The following is a 16,856-nucleotide window of genomic DNA, read 5'->3' as shown; positions in this document are numbered from 1 at the left end:
CCCCCCCCCCCCCGCCGGTCCCTCGGTTGGGGGGGGGGCCGCCCCCGCCGGCCCCCCGCCCTCTGGCTCCCCCCCCGCCCCCCCCCCCCCCCCCCCCCCCCCCCCACTACAGGCTCGCGGCGATCAGCTGCCGGACAGCATCCGGCGGATCTTGCGGCCCAGGCGGGTCAGGAACGAATCGCTGTCGTTACCAGCACGCATCGGCTTGGCCTGTACCTGCACCGGGCCGTTGTTGCTGGCCACTGCCGGTGCTGCACCCTCGGCACCCTCGACCGGGCGACCGTGACGACGACGGCGACGCTTGCGCGGTGCGCGCTCGCCTTCCACTGCCGGGCTGTTGGCGGCGTTCGGCGCGCCTTCGGCGGCTGGACGCGGCGGCTTGGGCGCGGCTTCGGCGTTGGCCGGAGCGCCTTCAACACGCGGCTTGCGCGGCGGACGCGGCTTGCCGTCGGCGCTGCGCTCGCCACGGCGTTCACCGGGCTTGCCACCACTGCGGCCACCACCACGACGGGCTTCGTCAGCGGCCTTCTGCTCGCGGGCTTCGCGGAAGATGGCGCCAACGCTTTCACCTTCTTCGCCTTCCGGCAGCGGCGCACGTTCGGGACGCGGCAGCGCGGTCATCAGTTCGGCGGTAACCGACTCGACCGGGATCTTCTGCTCGATGTAGGCCTCGATGTCCGGCAGGCTCATCGCATAGCGTTCGCAGGCGAAGCTGATCGCATCGCCCTCTTCGCCCAGACGCGCGGTACGACCGATACGGTGCACATAGTCTTCGGCGTCGAACGGCAGGTCGTAGTTGTAGACGTACTTGATGCCGTCGATGTGCAGGCCGCGTGCGGCCACATCCGTTGCCACCAGGATTTCCAGCTGGCCCTTCTGGAAGCGGTTGAGCAGGCTCTCACGCTTCTTCTGCGGCACGTCGCCGGACAGCACGCCAACGCGGTAGCCGGCACGCTCCAGCGCGCGCGCAACGCGCTCGACGAACACCTTGGTGTTGACGAACACCATGGTGCGCGCGCCTTCACTGCGCGACAGCAGGCCGATCAGCAAGGGCAGCTTTTCTTCGTCAGCCGGGAAGTAGATGCGCTGGCGGACGCGGTCGGCGGTGATGCTTTCGGTTTCCACCACCAGCTTCTGCGGCTCGTTCATGTGCTCGTAGGCCAGCTCCAGCACGCGGTGGCTGAGGGTGGCGCTGAACAGCAGGGTCTGGCGCGTGGTGCGCTCGGGCATGCGCCGCAGCAGGAAGCGGATGTCCTTGATGAAGCCCAGGTCGAACATGCGGTCGGCTTCGTCCAGCACGCAGATTTCGCAGGCGTGCAGCGAAACCACCTTGTGCTGCTTGACGTAGTCGATCAGGCGGCCGGGGGTCGCGATGATCACGTCCACGCCCTGCTGCAGCAGCTCGCGCTGCTTGTCGTAATCCACGCCACCGTAGACCAGCGCGAAGCGCAGGCCGGTGTCGGCGGCGAACTTCATCGCATCCTTGTGGATCTGGATGGCCAGCTCGCGGGTCGGCGCCAGGATCAGCGCGCGCGGATCCTCCGGCTTGCGGTCGGCCAGCGCCGGACGGGTCAGCAGGCGGTTGGCGACGGCGACCAGGAAGGCCAGCGTCTTGCCGGTGCCGGTCTGGGCCTGGCCGGCGACGTCGCCGCCCGGCAAAGCCACCGGCAGGGTCAGTGCCTGAATGGGGGTGCAGCGGGTAAAACCCGCGCCTTCTAGGCCTGCCAGCAGCGAAGGCTGCAGGTCGAAGGAGGAAAACGTTACGTCGGTTAGCGGTTTGTCGCTCATTGTTTTCGTCTTTGTAGTGCCAGCCGGTCAGTGTGGCCGGGCAGCTTGCATCGATTCGGGCACCGTCGCACACTGCGGCCCCTGCGCCGGGTCGCGCGACACCTGGGCCCTGCCCACTGTCCGCGCAATGCCCCAGTTTACCGCAATGCGACCGCCAACCCGGCATGGGCAGTCGCATTGCACCAGGAGACTCCAAGTGAGCGATAAGGTTTTACACGTCGGCGACGCCGACTTCGACAGCGCCGTCCTGCAATCGAGCGAACCGGTCCTGGTGGATTTCTGGGCTGAATGGTGCGGCCCGTGCAAGATGATTTCCCCGGTCCTGGACGAACTGGCTGATGCCTATGACGGCAAGCTGAAGATCGCCAAGGTCAATGTGGACGAGAACCGCGCCACCGCGATCAAGTACCACGTGCGCTCGATCCCGATGCTGTTGTTGTTCAAGGATGGCCAGATCCAGGCCACCCAGATCGGCGCAGTCGGCAAGGGCCAGCTGAGCCAGATGATCGACAAGGCGCTGGTCTGATCCAGCACGGTCCGGCGGCCCCGTGCCGCCGGCCACCGGGCCAGCCTGACCGCGGCCCAACAGGGTTTTGCAGGCGCTTGCACCGCCGCGCTTGGCGGTGTTAGTGTCGCTACATCCGGCAGCATTCGCGTGCCGCACCCTCTGGACGGGTTCTCGTCCGGATCATCCCAACCAATTCGCAGCCCCGCAGGGCGCTCGCACATCCAAGCGAGAGGAATCAAGCACTTGTCCGAGAACACTCCTTCCGAAACCGGGAGCACCGACGCTCCTGTCGAGAAGCGCGTGCGCAAGCCGCGTGTTGCCAAAGCAGTTGAAAGCGCCGACAGCGGTGCCTCTGCCCCCGCCCAGCCGGCCTTGCCATTGCCGGCCGCTCCTGCGCCGGTAGCCGCCGCCCCGGCGCCCGCCCCGGTTGCTCCGCCTCCCGCGCCCACCGCGCAGGCGTCCAGCAATGAAGGCCAGGCCCCGGCCGCAGCCGCTGGCGACAACGCCCCGCAGGGTGGCCAGGACAACGGCGAAGGCAACAACAACCAGCGCTACGGCCAGCAGAATCAGCAAGGCCAGGGCCAAGGTCAGGGCAACCGCCGTGACCGTTTCCGCAACCGTCGCGACCGCGACCGTAATCGTCCGCGTGACGACAACGGCATGGGCAACGAAGGCGGTAACGACAATTTCGTTCCGCGTTCGATGCCGAGCGTTCCGGAAGGCTTCCCGGTGTATTCGCTCAGCGACCTGAAGCGGATGCCGGCGCAGAAGCTGCTGGAGATCGCCGAACAACTGCAGATCTCCGAAGGCGTCGCCCGCGCACGCAAGCAGGACGTGATCTTTGCCCTGCTCAAGGTGCTGACCCGTCATGGCGACGGCGTTGCCGCCGACGGCGTGCTGGAAATCCTGCCGGATGGCTTCGGCTTCCTGCGTGCGGCCGAGGCCAGCTACCTGGCCGGCCCGGACGATACCTACATCTCGCCCAGCCAGATCCGCCGCTTCAACCTGCGCACCGGCGACCACCTGTCGGGCCGCATTCGCTTCCCGAAGGACGGCGAGCGCTACTTCGCGCTGTCGATCGTGGACACCATCAACGGTGAGCCGATCGAAGCCTCGAAGAACAAGGTGCTGTTCGAAAACCTGACCCCGCTGTTCCCGCGCAAGCGCTTCACGCTTGAGCGCGGCAACGGCTCCTCGGAAGACATCACCGGTCGTATCCTCGACCTGATGGCGCCGCAGGGCAAGGGCCAGCGCGCCCTGATCGTCTCGCCGCCGAAGGCCGGTAAGACGATGATGATGCAGCAGATCGCCACGGCCATCACCACCAACCACCCGGAAGTGCACATGATCGTGCTGCTGGTGGATGAGCGCCCGGAAGAAGTGACCGAAATGCAGCGCACCGTGCGCGGCGAAGTGGTCTCCTCGACCTTCGACGAGCCGGCCGCGCGCCACGTGCAGGTTGCCGAAATGGTGATCGAGCGTGCCAAGCGCCTGGTCGAGCACAAGAAGGACGTGGTGATCCTGCTTGACTCGATCACCCGTCTGGCCCGCGCCTACAACAACGTCGTACCGAGCTCCGGCAAGGTCCTGACCGGTGGTGTGGACGCCAACGCCCTGCACCGCCCGAAGCGCTTCTTCGGTGCTGCACGTAACGTTGAAGAAGGCGGCTCGCTGACCATCATCGCCACCGCGCTGGTTGAAACCGGCTCGAAGATGGACGAAGTGATCTACGAAGAATTCAAGGGCACCGGCAACAGCGAAGTGCATTTGAACCGTCGCATCACCGAGAAGCGCGTGTACCCGGCCATCGACATCAACCGCTCCGGCACCCGCCGCGAAGACCTGTTGATCGAACCGGAGCTGCTGCAGAAGATCTGGATCCTGCGCAAGCTGCTGCACCCGATGGACGAAATCGCCGCGATGGAGTTCCTGTTGGACAAGATGAAGAACACCAAGTCCAACGACGAGTTCTTCGGTTCGATGAAGCGCTGATTCCGGTTGGAATTGGCTGCAGGCAAAAACCCCGCGAAAGCGGGGTTTTTGCTGTGTACTGATTGGACGCTTCGCGGCGCCTGCTCTACCTGTAGAGCCGAGCCATGCTCGGCTGAGGCGTTCCCGATGACGCCCCTGCCGCGCATGGCTCGGCACTACCACAGCGCCTTAGCTGCCTTGCAGCGGAGTCAGCAGGTGCGGGCCATTGTTGTCGACCAGATTGACGCTGCCATCGACAACCGCATCCGGTGAGAAGCCAAGCTGCTCACTACCCTCGCGCCACGGCGCACGTTCACGCGGGCCCGGCACATAGCTCACCCAGCGCCCCTGTTCCTGGCCCTCGGCACCACCGTTGTCCAGCGAATAGCTGACCGGCACGCGCACATTCCAGAACGGTTGAGCGGCACCAGGACCTTGCGTCGGAACCCGGAAGGTCCACTGCCGGGCACCGGCCAGCGCGCTCTTGGCCAACAGGTCGCGGGCACGTCGTTGATCGTTCTCCCTGCTGAGGAAGGTAAGGTTCACCTGCTCGGCAAACGCATCTTCGACCTTGCCGTCCCTGCCGACCTTGACCAGAAGATAGACACTGCCGGAAATCCCGGCACGGTAGGCTTGCTCGGGATAGCGCGGCGGTTTCAGCGAAACACGCGCGATGTTCTCCGGATCGTCGGCGTCGAGCCGCGCGAAATTGATTCCGCGCAGACTGATTTCATAGCGATCACCTTCCACCTTGCGAGCGATCACGCGCAGACTCATCGGTGCCAGCGCGCGGACTGCGACGCCGTCCCGGAGCACAGGCTCGAAACGCCATTTCAAACCCGCATCGCGCACCATGCTCACCACCCCGGAAGGCAGCTTGTCCTCTTTGTCCAGCTGCACTGCAGATACCGACCCGTCGGTTTCGATACTGACTTCGCCACGGACCACCAAACTGCTTTCAATCCGCTCGCGTACCGCCGCGATACCGCCAGCACTCTCTGCCTTGGTGACCACCGGCATCGTAGTCATAAGCACAGCGCCAAACGCCATGGCCGCAAATACCTGTCGCATTCCACTTCTCCTTGTGTCCGGAAGGCGGATTAGAGCGCGGCCAGTGGATCGCTGCAAGCCTCACGCCAGTCGCAGCGCACGCGGGTACGGTGGGGTATCCGAGTACAGTCCTTGCCGGAATCCAGCCTGTAAAGCCTGCCACCAGCCCGGATCAAACAGCTCCCCAAACTTCTCCTGCACCACCTCCAACGACGAGCGTGGCAAGCCCATGAACAGCCCGAAGCGCTCGGGGAACACATCGTTGGGCGCGACATGGAACCAGGGTTCGGCCGCCATTGCCTCTTCCTCGCTGCGCGGCCTTGGCCACTGGCGGAAGTTGCACTCGGTCACCAGACACAGTTCGTCATAGTCGTAGAACACCGCTCGGCCATGGCGCGATACGCCGAAGTTCTTCAGCAACATGTCGCCGGGGAAGATATTGTTGCAGGCCATGTCGCGGATCGCCTGCGCATAGTCCAATGCGGCAGCGCGCGCCGCCTCGGCGCCCTGCTCACGCAGGTACAGGTTCAACGGCCGGAAACGCCGCTGCACGTAGCACAGCGCGATCTCGACCTCATCGCCATCGATGCGCACACTCTGGCTGCACTCCTGCACAAGTTCCTGCAGCAGCGCGGGTGCGAACCGCTGCAGTGGAAAGCGCAGGTAGCGATATGGCTGTGCATCCAGCAAGCGCCCGATGCGGTCCAGGTTGAAGACCAGGGCGTACTTGTCTTCCACATCCTGCCGGCTCATCGTCTTCGGCCACGCGAAGCGATCACGTATCAGTTTGAATACCAGCGGATAGCTGCGCAGGGTGAATACCGTCATCACCATGCCCGGGGTGCCATCGGCATGTACCAGCTGCTCGTTGTCGTGCTGCTGGAAGTGAGTGAAGAAGGTGCGATAGCGCTCGGTCTTACCCTGCTTTGCACGCCCCAGCACGGTATAGATCTCATCCACCGGCTTGCCTGGCAGGATGCTGCGCAGGAATACCACCGCATCGGCAACGGTCGGCAGATCGGCCTGGAAATAGCTGCGCGATACGCCGAACAGATGCGCCACATCGCGACGGCGGCTGAGCACCGCTTCCACGCGGATGCCGCTGCCATCGTTGACCAGCGCGATCACGCATGGCGAGAAGCGGTGCTCGCCAAACACACGCCCAACCAGATAGGCGCGGCGCTCGCGGTAGAACACGGTCTGCAACAGTTCGATAGCGCGCACAGGGTATGGCCCCCAATGGGCGAGATCATCCTGCAGGCGCACCGCGATGGCGGCCGCGCAGCGCAGCTGATGCGAGTACGGCAGCTCGAACGCGTAATCGGCCAATAGTCGCGAAAACGCCTCGACCGGACGCGCCTCGGAGACAGCATAGACATGCCGCGCAACTGGATGGGTGATGGCGTCTGAGGGTTCGATATCCAGTGCCATGAACTCGATGCTGTCATCCACCCCGTGGGTAGCGAACAAGCGGCGGGTCAGGGTGTTGTAGAAGGTCTTGTAGAGCTCGCCGTCGATGCGACCCTCGATCAGTGCGGCGAAATCGCGCTTGATCTGCTGCCACAGTGGCTTGGCGTCCGTTGCGGCAGGCAGCAGTTGGTCGAGCTGCGCGCGGCACTGCGCCACGCTGACGTCGTACAGTTCGATACGCACGATTGCATCAGCCTTGGCAGCGGCCCAATCGCGGCTCTGGAAGCGCTCGCGGGCGCGCTGGCTGATCAGAGCGAAGTCGCGATGGTAATCCTCGAAGCCCTGTTCGATGCAGCTGGCGATCCGGACCGCCAGGTTGTCTGTAGCCGACCCGGTCATGACCGCGTGACCTGAGGTTGCCGAAGTGCTGGGTCAATGCAGGTACGGGGCGATCGCATGCGGGAGAACACCGGGGAGTTGCACTGACCATACGCCACTGGCTGCGGTTGGGGACAGGCGTGAGCGTTGGGTTGGTTCCGGATTATGGGCTTTGCGCCAATCCTGGATGGTGAGTTTCGCGCCAAAGGCACCCCTCCCCAACCCTCCCCTTTGCTACGCAAAAGGGAGGGAGCGGATCGCCGCCTTCTGCAGGCTGCGCGCAAGCGCCCGCTTTGCCCCCTCCCTTGCGCATGGCGCAGGGGAGGGCTGGGGAGGGGTGCTTTGGCTTTGGCTTTGGCTTTGGCTCCAGAGCTCCTGCAGCGCCATCACTCCGCAGACAACTCCGCCTGGATCTTGCGTCCACACTCGCGTGCGCTCCACAGCACATGCCCGATCACACTGCGCTGGCCGCAGGCGGCCATCAACAGCAACGAGCCGCGCGGCAACGGGATGGACTGCATCAACACCTTGCCCTCGCTGGCCTCCAGCATCAGCACGTCCAACGTGCCCAACGCCAGTTCGCGCCCCACTGCCGAAGCCAAGGCCAACATGGCACTGGTCATCGCCGCCAGGCGCTCGCCGCTGGATGACTGCGTTGCTACCTGGGCCAGGACGAAGCCATCGACGCTGGCAACCACCGCGGCGCGCACGCCATCCACCGAATCGGCGAACTCCTGCAGCCGGACATCGATCGCCTTGATCTCCCAATCCTCCAACAGCGCCATTCCTTTCGCCTCAGACATGGTCACCCACCAAGGCCGCAGCCTCGACTTCGCTCATCAGGACGTCCATCAACATCATCACCGCATGCTCCGAGCGCGCATCGAACGGCACCAGCGGCAGCGGCCGGCCGGCGGTCTTCTGCGCCTGCAACAGGCAGGCATCCAGATCCACGTCCGGCATCAGATCGAACTTTGAAACACCGATCACCGCCGGCACCGTACCCGCGTGTTGACGCAGCGCCAACAAGTAGCGCTCCATCTCCTGCGCCACATCCGGACTGGACGCGTCGGCCAGGATCACCACCCCACGCGCGCCCTGCAGCAGCACCGGCCAGATGAAGGAGAAGCGCTCCTGCCCCGGCGTGCCATACAGGCGCAGGCGATCTCCGTTGGGCAGGTTGACGTCGGCATAATCCATTGCCACCGTCGTCGCCAGCTTGGATGAGCTGGTATCGGTGTTGATCACATCCGTATCAATGACGGTGCCGCCGGCAACCGCGCGCACCAAGGTCGACTTGCCGGCCCCCATGGCCCCCAGAATCACTACCTTGTGTTCGATCATGCATGGGTTCCCGTGCGTTGGCGCACACTGCGCCACATCCGCGCCAGCAAGGCGCTGGCGCTGTTCCTGGCAGGCGCAGCTGGTGGCGCTGCGGCAATCTCCGGCACGCGCACTTCAGCGTAACCACACAGGTAGGCCGAGCGCATGAAGGCGCGGGCTGCGCTGATATCCACATCCAGCAACCGCGTACACTCGGCCAGACTGCAGGGCTTCTTCAGCAGCAGCGAGCACAGCCGGAAACCATCGTGTTGATGCGCCAGCACACGGAAATCCGGCCAGCGCAGCAAACTCACCTGCGCGTGCTGTTGCAGCCGCCGGTCGAAATCGGTCCAGTTATCGCCGAACTGCGCCATCTGCCAGAGCAGTGGCCGTAATGGCTGCCGCGACAGCTTTTCGGCCATTGCGTCAAAGCGCACCTGCGACACTTCCTGCAAGGCCAGCAGCTCGAACACATCACCCAGTTGCTGCGCCAGCGTTGGACCGTCAGCCGGGTGCAGGTAAAGCGGCACCATCTGGTCGTGCTCGAAATCGATCAGCAGTTGTGGCTGGCCTTGCAGCGAGAGGATCGCGCGGCCCTGCTTTTCCTGCAGGCGCCGCCGCAGCAGGCGGGTGACTTGTTTGGCCCCGCTGGCCAGGTACAGGCCATCCGTGCTGGTATCGGCAGCCACGCTTGGTGCGGGCGCCAGCGCGCGTTGAATCTCTGCACGGTCCAGATGCGGCGTATCGGCACCGCGGCCATCGTGTACGGCACCAGCATCATCGTGCAGCCATAGCCGCATCGCCGGCCGCTTGCTGGCCATGTGCTGGGCGGCACTGCGCAGCGCCGGGGTATCGCGCACCAGCAGCAGATCGCACTGGTCCAGATCCACACAACGCTGCAGGCCTTCCGGTGGCAACCCTGCAATTTCCCTCAATCGCCCGAGAAGCGTCTGCTCCTCACGGGTGTCCGAGCCCACTACCAGCACCCTGGTCATGCCCTCTTCCCCTTTCGACGCGTCCGCGTCATGCGATTCCCTGCGTGTCGAATGAGGCTATTCCAGAAGCTGCATGTGAAAGGGTGATTGGACCCACAATTCGATTTTTCAGTGGAGCTTTCCCTACTCGACCTTGGTCGCATCTACACACGGTCATCACACCAAAACAAGAAAGCCTGCGTCCATGGCGGACGCAGGCTTTCGATGTGTAACGGCAGCTACCACACGCCGTTACTGCTCTTACGTTTGATCAAGCCTTGAGGCTGGCGATCGCAGCGTTGAGCGTGGCGCTCGGACGCATCGCCGGGCCTGCCTTGGCCAGGTCAGGACGGTAGTAGCCGCCGATGTCGACGGCCTTGCCCTGCACCGCAGCCAGCTCATCGACGATCTTCTGCTCGTTGCTGGTCAGCACGTCGGCCAGCGGTGCGAACTTCGCCTTCAATGCGGCATCGTCGTTCTGCTCGGCCAGCGCCTGTGCCCAGTACATGGCCAGGTAGAAATGGCTGCCGCGGTTATCGATGCCACCCAGCTTGCGCGAGGGCGACTTGTCGTTGTCCAGGAACTTGCCGTTGGCAGCGTCCAGGGCATTGGCGAGCACGGTGGCGCCCTTGTTGTCGTAACGCTGGCCCAGGTGCTCCAGCGACGCGGCCAGGGCCAGGAACTCACCCAGCGAATCCCAGCGCAGGTAATCCTCTTCGACGAACTGCTGCACGTGCTTCGGTGCCGAACCACCGGCGCCGGTTTCGAACAGGCCGCCACCGGCCATCAGCGGCACGATCGACAGCATCTTGGCGCTGGTGCCCAGCTCCAGGATCGGGAACAGGTCGGTGAGGTAATCACGCAGCACGTTGCCGGTCACCGAGATGGTGTCCTCGCCCTTGCGGATGCGCTCCAGCGACACAGCGGTAGCTTCTTCCGGCGACAGGATGCGGATGTCCAGGCCGTTGGTGTCGTGGTCCTTGAGGTAGGTTTCGACCTTGGCGATGACCTGCGCATCGTGGGCGCGCTTGGCATCCAGCCAGAACAGCGCCGGGGTGTTGCTCAGGCGCGCGCGGCTGACGGCCAGCTTGACCCAGTCCTGGATCGGCGCGTCCTTGGTCTGGCACATGCGCCAGATGTCGCCGGCTTCCACGGCGTGTTCGAACACCACGTTGCCGGCTTCATCGCTGACCTTGACCACGCCATCGGCAGCGATCTGGAAGGTCTTGTCGTGCGAGCCGTATTCCTCGGCCTTCTGCGCCATCAGGCCGACGTTCGGCACCGAGCCCATGGTGGCCGGGTTGAACGCGCCGTGCGCCTTGCAGTCTTCGATAACGGCCTGGTACACGCCGGCGTAGCAGCGGTCCGGAATCACGGCCTTGGTGTCCTGCAGCTTGCCTTCGGCATTCCACATCTTGCCGGAGTCACGGATCATCGCCGGCATCGAGGCGTCGACGATCACATCCGACGGCACGTGCAGGTTGGTGATGCCCTTGTCCGAGTTGACCATGGCCACGGCCGGACGCTTGGCGTACTCGGCGGCGATGTCGGCCTTGATTGCTGCCTGTTCGGCTTCCGGCAGCTGCGCCAGGCGCGCGTACAGGTCGCCGATGCCGTTGTTGGAATCAAAACCAATCTGCGCAAGGCTGGCGGCGTGCTTGCTCAGCACGTCCTTGTAGAACTCATCGACCACGACACCGAACATGATCGGGTCGGAGACCTTCATCATGGTTGCCTTCAGGTGCAGCGAGAACAGCACGCCCTGCTCCTTGGCATCGGCAATCTGTGCATCGACAAACGCAGCCAGCGCCTTGCGGTTCATCACCGAGGCATCGACGATTTCGCCAGCCTTGACTGCGGTCTTGGCCTTCAGCACGACGGTGTTGCCATCGTTCTGCACCAGCTCGATCTTCAGGCTGCCGGCGTTGGCGACGGTGGCCGACTTCTCGCTGCCGTAGAAATCACCGCCATCCATGTGCGCGACGTGCGACTTGGAATCGGCAGACCAGGCGCCCATGCGGTGCGGGTGCTTGCGGGCGTAGTTCTTCACCGACAACGGTGCGCGGCGATCGGAGTTGCCTTCGCGCAGCACCGGGTTGACCGCGCTGCCCTTGATCTTGTCGTAGCGCGCCTGGATGTCGCGCGACACGTCGTCGGTCGGCGCGTCCGGGTAGTTCGGCAGGATGAAGCCCTGCTCCTGCAGTTCCTTGATCGCGGCCTTGAGCTGCGGCACCGAGGCCGACACGTTCGGCAGCTTGATGATGTTGGCTTCCGGCTTGGTGGCCAGTTCGCCCAGTTCGGCCAGGTCATCGCTGATCTTCTGGTCGTCCTTCAGGAAATCCGGGAACTGCGACAGGATGCGCCCGGACAGCGAGATGTCGCGGGTTTCGACGGCAATGCCGGCGGTCGCGGTAAAGGCATCGACGATGGGCAGCAGCGACTGCGTGGCCAGGAACGGAGCTTCGTCGGTGAGCGTGTAGATGATCTTCGGCGTATTCGACATGGGGGCAAAAACTCTCTTGCTGACGGATGCGGTGCGTGGAATGGCAGCGGCGATGGGCCGGCGCACGACCATCCAGTGGGCCGGCGCGCAAACCCCATCCAGCTGCCGGATGGGGAAACCCTCACATTGTCGCGTTTTCGACCGGGCCGGGCAAAGCAAACCCATACGCAGAGGTAGGGAGTGGCGGCTCTGTTGCTGTGCCAGCCCGCGCAGGCCTTGTGCCGTCTTGCTCATGTCGCTCACGGCAGTGGTGGTCTCACCTGCAACCACCCGCGCCATACATGGAACGGGTGCACACAGTGCGCAAACCGCGGCTCCACGCAGCGGCGCGGTGCTTTCTGTGGGAGCGGCGTCAGCCGCGACGCTGAGGTTGCTCGAATCCCTGCATCTGATGGTGTATCTGCTTCGCGGCTGATGCCGCTCCTACAAGATGCATTTTCGGTTGATCAAAAAAAAGGCGCAGCCTGGTGGCTGCGCCCATGCGTATCACCGGCGGGAGAGAGTTCGCCGGCTTACGCCTTGCTCACTTCACCTCGAACTGCTGCTGGGTACCGGCGGCCTTGCCATCGACGGTGACGTCGGCGGTGTACTTGCCGGCCGGCCACGGCTTGCTGTTGGCGAATTCGATGTTGGTGGTGCCAGCGTCGGTGGCGTTGAGCGTGGCGCTCTGCTCACCAGCCACCTGGCCATCCTGATAGGTCAACTTGGCAGCAACCGGCACATTGCTGGCGGTACCGCTGGTCTTTACCGAAACAATGATCTTGTCCTTGGCAGCCAATACTGCAACCGGCGCCACCGACAGATCAGCCGCAGCCGCGTTGCCAACGGTCACCGCCGTCACTGCAAGAACTGGCGCTGCAGGTGCGGACTCAACCATCGGTGCCGGAGCAGCAGCAACCGGCGGCGGTGGCGCGACCTCTTCCTCTTTCTTCTTGCAGCCAACCAGTGCCACGGCACCGACCACAGCGATCATCAAGGCACTGCTAAGCGAAGTCTTCTTCATGAATTGCTCCGAATCTGGTTTGAAAGTGCGTACGTAGTGGCGCGGGGATCAACCCTGGCGCGCTGGAATTCTCAACGTCTGTCCGGGGCGGATCTTGTCCGGATCGTCGAGCACGTCACGGTTGGCATCGAAGATTTTCTTCCACGCATTACCATCGCCGAGCAGGTTCTTGGCGATCTTGGAGAGGTTGTCACCACTCTGCACCGTGTACTGCTGCTCGCCAACGATCTCTTCCGTGCTGGTCACTGTTGCCGTGACACCGGAGAAGTCCGCTTTTTCCACCACCTGCTCGGTGCTGGTGACGGTCCCGGTGACACCGGAAAAATCAGCTTTCTTTTCAGTACTGCTCATCCAGGTTGCTCCTCCGTGACTGACGGGAGCAACGATTGCATGAGGCCTGTTAAGGTTTCATCGCGCCGACGTAAAAACCTGCGTACGCAGCTGAATGTTTATTGACGCAGGTCGCGGATCGGGGCGCTGGCGGCCAGACCCGGACTGGCCCGGCGCGGGTTGATGTCCAGGCCACCGCGGCGCGTATAGCGTGCCTCCACCTCCAGCGTGGCTGGCTGGCAGCGCTGGCTCAGCTCCAGGAAGATCCGCTCCACGCACTGTTCATGGAACTCGGCATGGTCGCGATAACTGACCAGGTAGCGCAGCAGGCCTTCGCGGTCGATGCGTGGGCCCTGGTAGCGGATGCTGACACTGGCCCAGTCCGGCTGGCCGGTTACCGGGCAATTGGACTTGAGCAGCGCCGAAACCAGGGTTTCATTGGCCATCGTGCTGGTATCGGCCAGCAGCAAGGCAGCGTCCGGCGGGCCATAGCTTTCAATGGCGACATCCAGGTGATCGATGCTCTCCCCCGCTGCCTGCACGACCGGCGGCAGACCGAACTCGACCCGCACATCAGCACCGGCGCAGGCCGACAGATCGGTGGCAATGCGCTCGCGTACCGCCTCGGCACGGTTGAAACGCGCCCCGTTCAGCGAATTCAGGTACAGCTTGAGTGACTTGGACTCGATCAGGTTCGGCGAAGTGGCCGGCACGTACAGGGTCGCGGTCTCCACGCAGGGCTTGCCGCGCGCGTCCAGCCAACCCAGCTCGTAGATATGCCAGCGGTCCTCGCCGACGAACGGCAGTTCGCTGCCCAGGCCAATCTCGGCACGGGCGCCAGCGCGCGGGATCGGGAACAGCAGACTGGCATCGTACTGGCGGGGGTAATCGACCTCACGGCCGAGGCTGGAATCTTGGGGAGTGTTCATTGCCACAGTTTAATTGCGCCAGCTTGAGCGCCGCCTATACCGGGGCGCTCTTTTGCCATGAAACCCAAGCCTGCGCGGCTTCAGTTCAGCAGCCGTGCCCACCACGATTTGCTGGGTTTGGCCTGCGGGATCTCCTCGCTCACCAGCTGCATCACTTCCCGCTCCGGGTCCAGCGCCGAGGGGCCGTAGACCACGCGGATGCGTTCCTCCTCGGTTGCCCCGAGGGTGTCGCCATCGTTGATGACCATGCCGTTCTCGATCAGGTAATCGACGATGCCGGTGAGCCGGCTGAACACGCCTTCGGCAGTGTCCCCGGTCTCGGGGATCTCGATGTCCATCAAGCCCAGCATGTCCATGCCGCGGGTATGCCCGGTCATCACACCATCCGGACGCGAGCCGACGTTGATCGCCACCCAGGCAATCGGCAGCGGCTCGGGCAGGGTGGCCTGGGTCAGCTCGCGGAACAGGCCCGGCAGCACCACATGGTTGGCGCTGCCGAAGTACACCGCCAGGTTGCTGTCGGACAAGGCAACGGCCGAGGCCAGCACGCGGCTGAGCAGTGCGGCCTGGGCGACGAGGTTGCTGTCCTCCTGGCCGTCATCGCCGAACCGCATCACGGTGACGATGGTGTGCGCGGTGTAATCCACCGGTGCCGGCGTGGCCTCCGGCCACAGCCGGCTATGCGCGCAGATCTGGTCGATGTCATCGCCGATCTGCACCGGAATGGGCATCAGCGCGATCAGGTAGTCGGCGTACTCCAGGCACTGCACCGACGAATCCCCGGCATCGGCATCCTTGTCGCCATCGGCTCGGGCTTCGCCCAACCGCAGCAGCGATTGGTCCAGGTCAGGCCAATCGCTGCGCATCTGCGCAAGCAGGGCTTCTGCGGTGAACTGCGGGTCGAGCTGCGACTGCAGCAGCATGGCCAGGCTGACGCTCATGGGGCTCCTTCGTCCTTGTAGGTAAGCCCCCGACAGTACCCCTTCTCAGCCTGCCCTGTCACCGTGCAGGTAATCCAGCGCTACCTGCAACAGCGCGCGCAGACCTACATCCAACGCCTGCTCGTCGAGCAGGAACTTGGGCGAATGATTGCTGGGCGCGGTGGCCGGATCGATACCGGCACCGGTGGAGCCGACGAAGAAGAACATCGATGGCACCTGCTGTGCATACAACGAGAAGTCCTCCGAGCCCATCTGCAGTGGCGGCTCATAGACGTTGGCCTTGCCCACCACCGCCTGCAGGCTGGGCAGCATGCGCGCGGTCAGGGCTGGATCATTGACCGTAGCCGGGTTGCCGTCCTTCTCGTAGATGTCGGTGACGGCGGTTGCACCGTGGGCGGCGGCGGTGTGCTCGGCGACGCTGCGCAGGTCGGCGAAGATCTGCTGGCGCATGACCGGATCGAAGGTGCGGATGGTGCCGACCATTTCCACCGAGTCGGGGATGATGTTGTAGCGGATGCCACCCTTGATCGCGCCGAAGGTGACCACCGCCGGCTGCTTGGACAGATTGACGCGGCGGCTGACGATGGTCTGCGCGGTACCGATCAGATCGGAGGCCGCGACAATCGGGTCAACCCCGTTCCACGGTGCAGAGCCATGCGTCTGGCGGCCATTGACGGTGATGCCGAAGCGATCGGAAGCTGCCATCAGCGGACCTCCACGCACGGCGATCTGGCCCGCCTGCACGCTGGAGAACACATGCAGGCCGAATACCGCCTCCGGCTTGAAGTCCTTGAACAGGCCTTCCTTCAGCATCAGGTCGGCTCCGCCCTGCTCCGGCGGCGGCGCACCTTCTTCGGCGGGCTGGAAGATCAGCATCACTTCACCGGGCAGCTTGTCGCGCATGGCGACCAAGGCGTCGGCAACGCCCAGCAGCGTTGCGGTGTGCGCATCATGGCCGCAGGCATGCATCACCCCGACCTGCTCGCCGCGGTACTCGGCGGTGGCCTTGGAGGCGAACGGCAGGCCGGTCTGCTCGGTGACCGGCAAGGCATCCATGTCGGCACGCAGGGCGATCTTCGGACCTGGCAGCCCGCCCTTGATGATGGCAACCACACCGTGCACGGCCACGCCGGTCTTCGGGCTAAGGCCCATCGCACGCAGGCGCTCGGCGACCTTGGCGGCGGTACGCTCTTCGCGGTTGGAGAGCTCCGGATGGGCGTGGAAGTCGCGGCGCCAATCCACCACCTGTTGCTGCAGGCGAGTGGCGGCAGCTGCCACCTCCGGACGCTGCGCGGCATCCTGGGCCTGCGCCAGCGGGGCAAGGGCGCAAAGCACGGCGGACAGCAACACGGTCTTGCGGGCCATCAGCAACTCTCCTTCCAATCGGGGACAGGGTGAATGTAGGCCAATCATGGGCCAAGCGCCCGCCGGCAGGGAACCAACACGATGTAAGTAATCCACGGTAGTGCCGAGCAATACTCGGCAAGGGCCTTCCCCGCAACCCAGCAGCATGCAGGGCCCCAGGTAGTGCCGAGCCATGCTCGGCAAGGGCGTTCCTCGCAACCCGTCAGCTTGTGGGAGCGGCGTCAGCCGCGAAGCTGGTGGTTCGCCAGATCACAGACCAATTGCTGGTTCCCAATGTGTCGGCTTCGCGGCGGGCGGCGCGCCGGCAAGCTGGCGGGTTGGGGGGGACCCCCATTCCCAGCATGGGTGGGCCCCTCCGGGGGGGCGGCGTGGGGGTGGGTTGG

General features: G+C 64.4%; 14 protein-coding genes. 2 read left to right on the top strand and 12 right to left on the bottom strand.

What is annotated here, in order from left to right; translation table 11 throughout:
- Positions 1-123 precede the first annotated feature (123 nt).
- Entirely contained in the window at positions 124-1,788 is a 1,665-nt protein-coding gene (rhlB, locus tag ACVOLV_RS19335) for an ATP-dependent RNA helicase RhlB (protein ID WP_481555781.1), read from the bottom strand.
- A gap of 196 nt (positions 1,789-1,984) precedes the next feature.
- Between rhlB and trxA the strand changes: the two genes are divergently transcribed.
- Together trxA and rho are read left to right on the top strand one after the other, a co-directional pair.
- Positions 1,985-2,314 carry a thioredoxin TrxA gene (gene trxA / locus ACVOLV_RS19330; protein WP_057628040.1) on the top strand — a complete coding sequence of 110 codons (330 nt, stop codon included), beginning with the start codon at positions 1,985-1,987 and terminating at the stop codon, positions 2,312-2,314.
- Between the two features lie 225 nt (positions 2,315-2,539).
- Entirely contained in the window at positions 2,540-4,288 is a 1,749-nt protein-coding gene (rho, locus tag ACVOLV_RS19325) for a transcription termination factor Rho (protein ID WP_481555780.1), read from the top strand.
- A gap of 168 nt (positions 4,289-4,456) precedes the next feature.
- Here rho and ACVOLV_RS19320 read toward each other — a convergent pair whose 3' ends face one another.
- The 11 genes from ACVOLV_RS19320 to ACVOLV_RS19270 form a co-directional block, all read right to left on the bottom strand.
- On the bottom strand, positions 4,457-5,338 hold the full coding sequence (locus ACVOLV_RS19320) for an energy transducer TonB (protein WP_481555779.1): 882 nt from the start codon (positions 5,336-5,338) through the stop codon (positions 4,457-4,459).
- A 60-nt stretch (positions 5,339-5,398) separates the two neighbouring features.
- Complete coding sequence (gene aceK / locus ACVOLV_RS19315) at positions 5,399-7,126, bottom strand: bifunctional isocitrate dehydrogenase kinase/phosphatase (RefSeq protein WP_481555778.1); 1,728 nt, start codon at positions 7,124-7,126, stop codon at positions 5,399-5,401.
- Positions 7,127-7,491: 365 nt separating this feature from the next.
- Positions 7,492-7,908: a roadblock/LC7 domain-containing protein gene (locus ACVOLV_RS19310; RefSeq protein WP_481555777.1), complete on the bottom strand. Its 417-nt coding sequence runs from the start codon at positions 7,906-7,908 to the stop codon at positions 7,492-7,494.
- Positions 7,901-8,449 carry a GTP-binding protein gene (locus ACVOLV_RS19305; RefSeq protein ID WP_481555776.1) on the bottom strand — a complete coding sequence of 183 codons (549 nt, stop codon included), beginning with the start codon at positions 8,447-8,449 and terminating at the stop codon, positions 7,901-7,903. Before ACVOLV_RS19305 ends, ACVOLV_RS19310 begins: the two co-directional genes overlap by 8 nt.
- Complete coding sequence (locus ACVOLV_RS19300; RefSeq protein ID WP_481555775.1) at positions 8,446-9,423, bottom strand: hypothetical protein; 978 nt, start codon at positions 9,421-9,423, stop codon at positions 8,446-8,448. Before ACVOLV_RS19300 ends, ACVOLV_RS19305 begins: the two co-directional genes overlap by 4 nt.
- A 250-nt stretch (positions 9,424-9,673) precedes the next feature.
- The gene (locus ACVOLV_RS19295; protein WP_481555774.1) at positions 9,674-11,905 is read right to left on the bottom strand and encodes an NADP-dependent isocitrate dehydrogenase; all 2,232 of its coding nucleotides are present in this window, start codon (positions 11,903-11,905) and stop codon (positions 9,674-9,676) included.
- A 523-nt stretch (positions 11,906-12,428) separates the two neighbouring features.
- Positions 12,429-12,908, bottom strand: a complete 480-nt coding sequence (locus ACVOLV_RS19290; RefSeq protein WP_481555773.1) for a hypothetical protein — start codon at positions 12,906-12,908, stop codon at positions 12,429-12,431.
- Between the two features lie 48 nt (positions 12,909-12,956).
- On the bottom strand, positions 12,957-13,259 hold the full coding sequence (locus ACVOLV_RS19285) for a LysM peptidoglycan-binding domain-containing protein (RefSeq protein ID WP_481555772.1): 303 nt from the start codon (positions 13,257-13,259) through the stop codon (positions 12,957-12,959).
- Between the two features lie 98 nt (positions 13,260-13,357).
- On the bottom strand, positions 13,358-14,167 hold the full coding sequence (gene queF / locus ACVOLV_RS19280; protein WP_481555771.1) for an NADPH-dependent 7-cyano-7-deazaguanine reductase QueF: 810 nt from the start codon (positions 14,165-14,167) through the stop codon (positions 13,358-13,360).
- An 80-nt stretch (positions 14,168-14,247) separates the two neighbouring features.
- The gene (locus tag ACVOLV_RS19275; protein WP_481555770.1) at positions 14,248-15,108 is read right to left on the bottom strand and encodes a DUF4261 domain-containing protein; all 861 of its coding nucleotides are present in this window, start codon (positions 15,106-15,108) and stop codon (positions 14,248-14,250) included.
- A gap of 45 nt (positions 15,109-15,153) precedes the next feature.
- Complete coding sequence (locus ACVOLV_RS19270; RefSeq protein ID WP_481555769.1) at positions 15,154-16,473, bottom strand: amidohydrolase; 1,320 nt, start codon at positions 16,471-16,473, stop codon at positions 15,154-15,156.
- Positions 16,474-16,856 lie beyond the last annotated feature (383 nt).

This window comes from Stenotrophomonas sp. STEN023, assembly GCF_056760135.1.
This window is presented reverse-complemented; position numbering and strand designations above follow the sequence as displayed.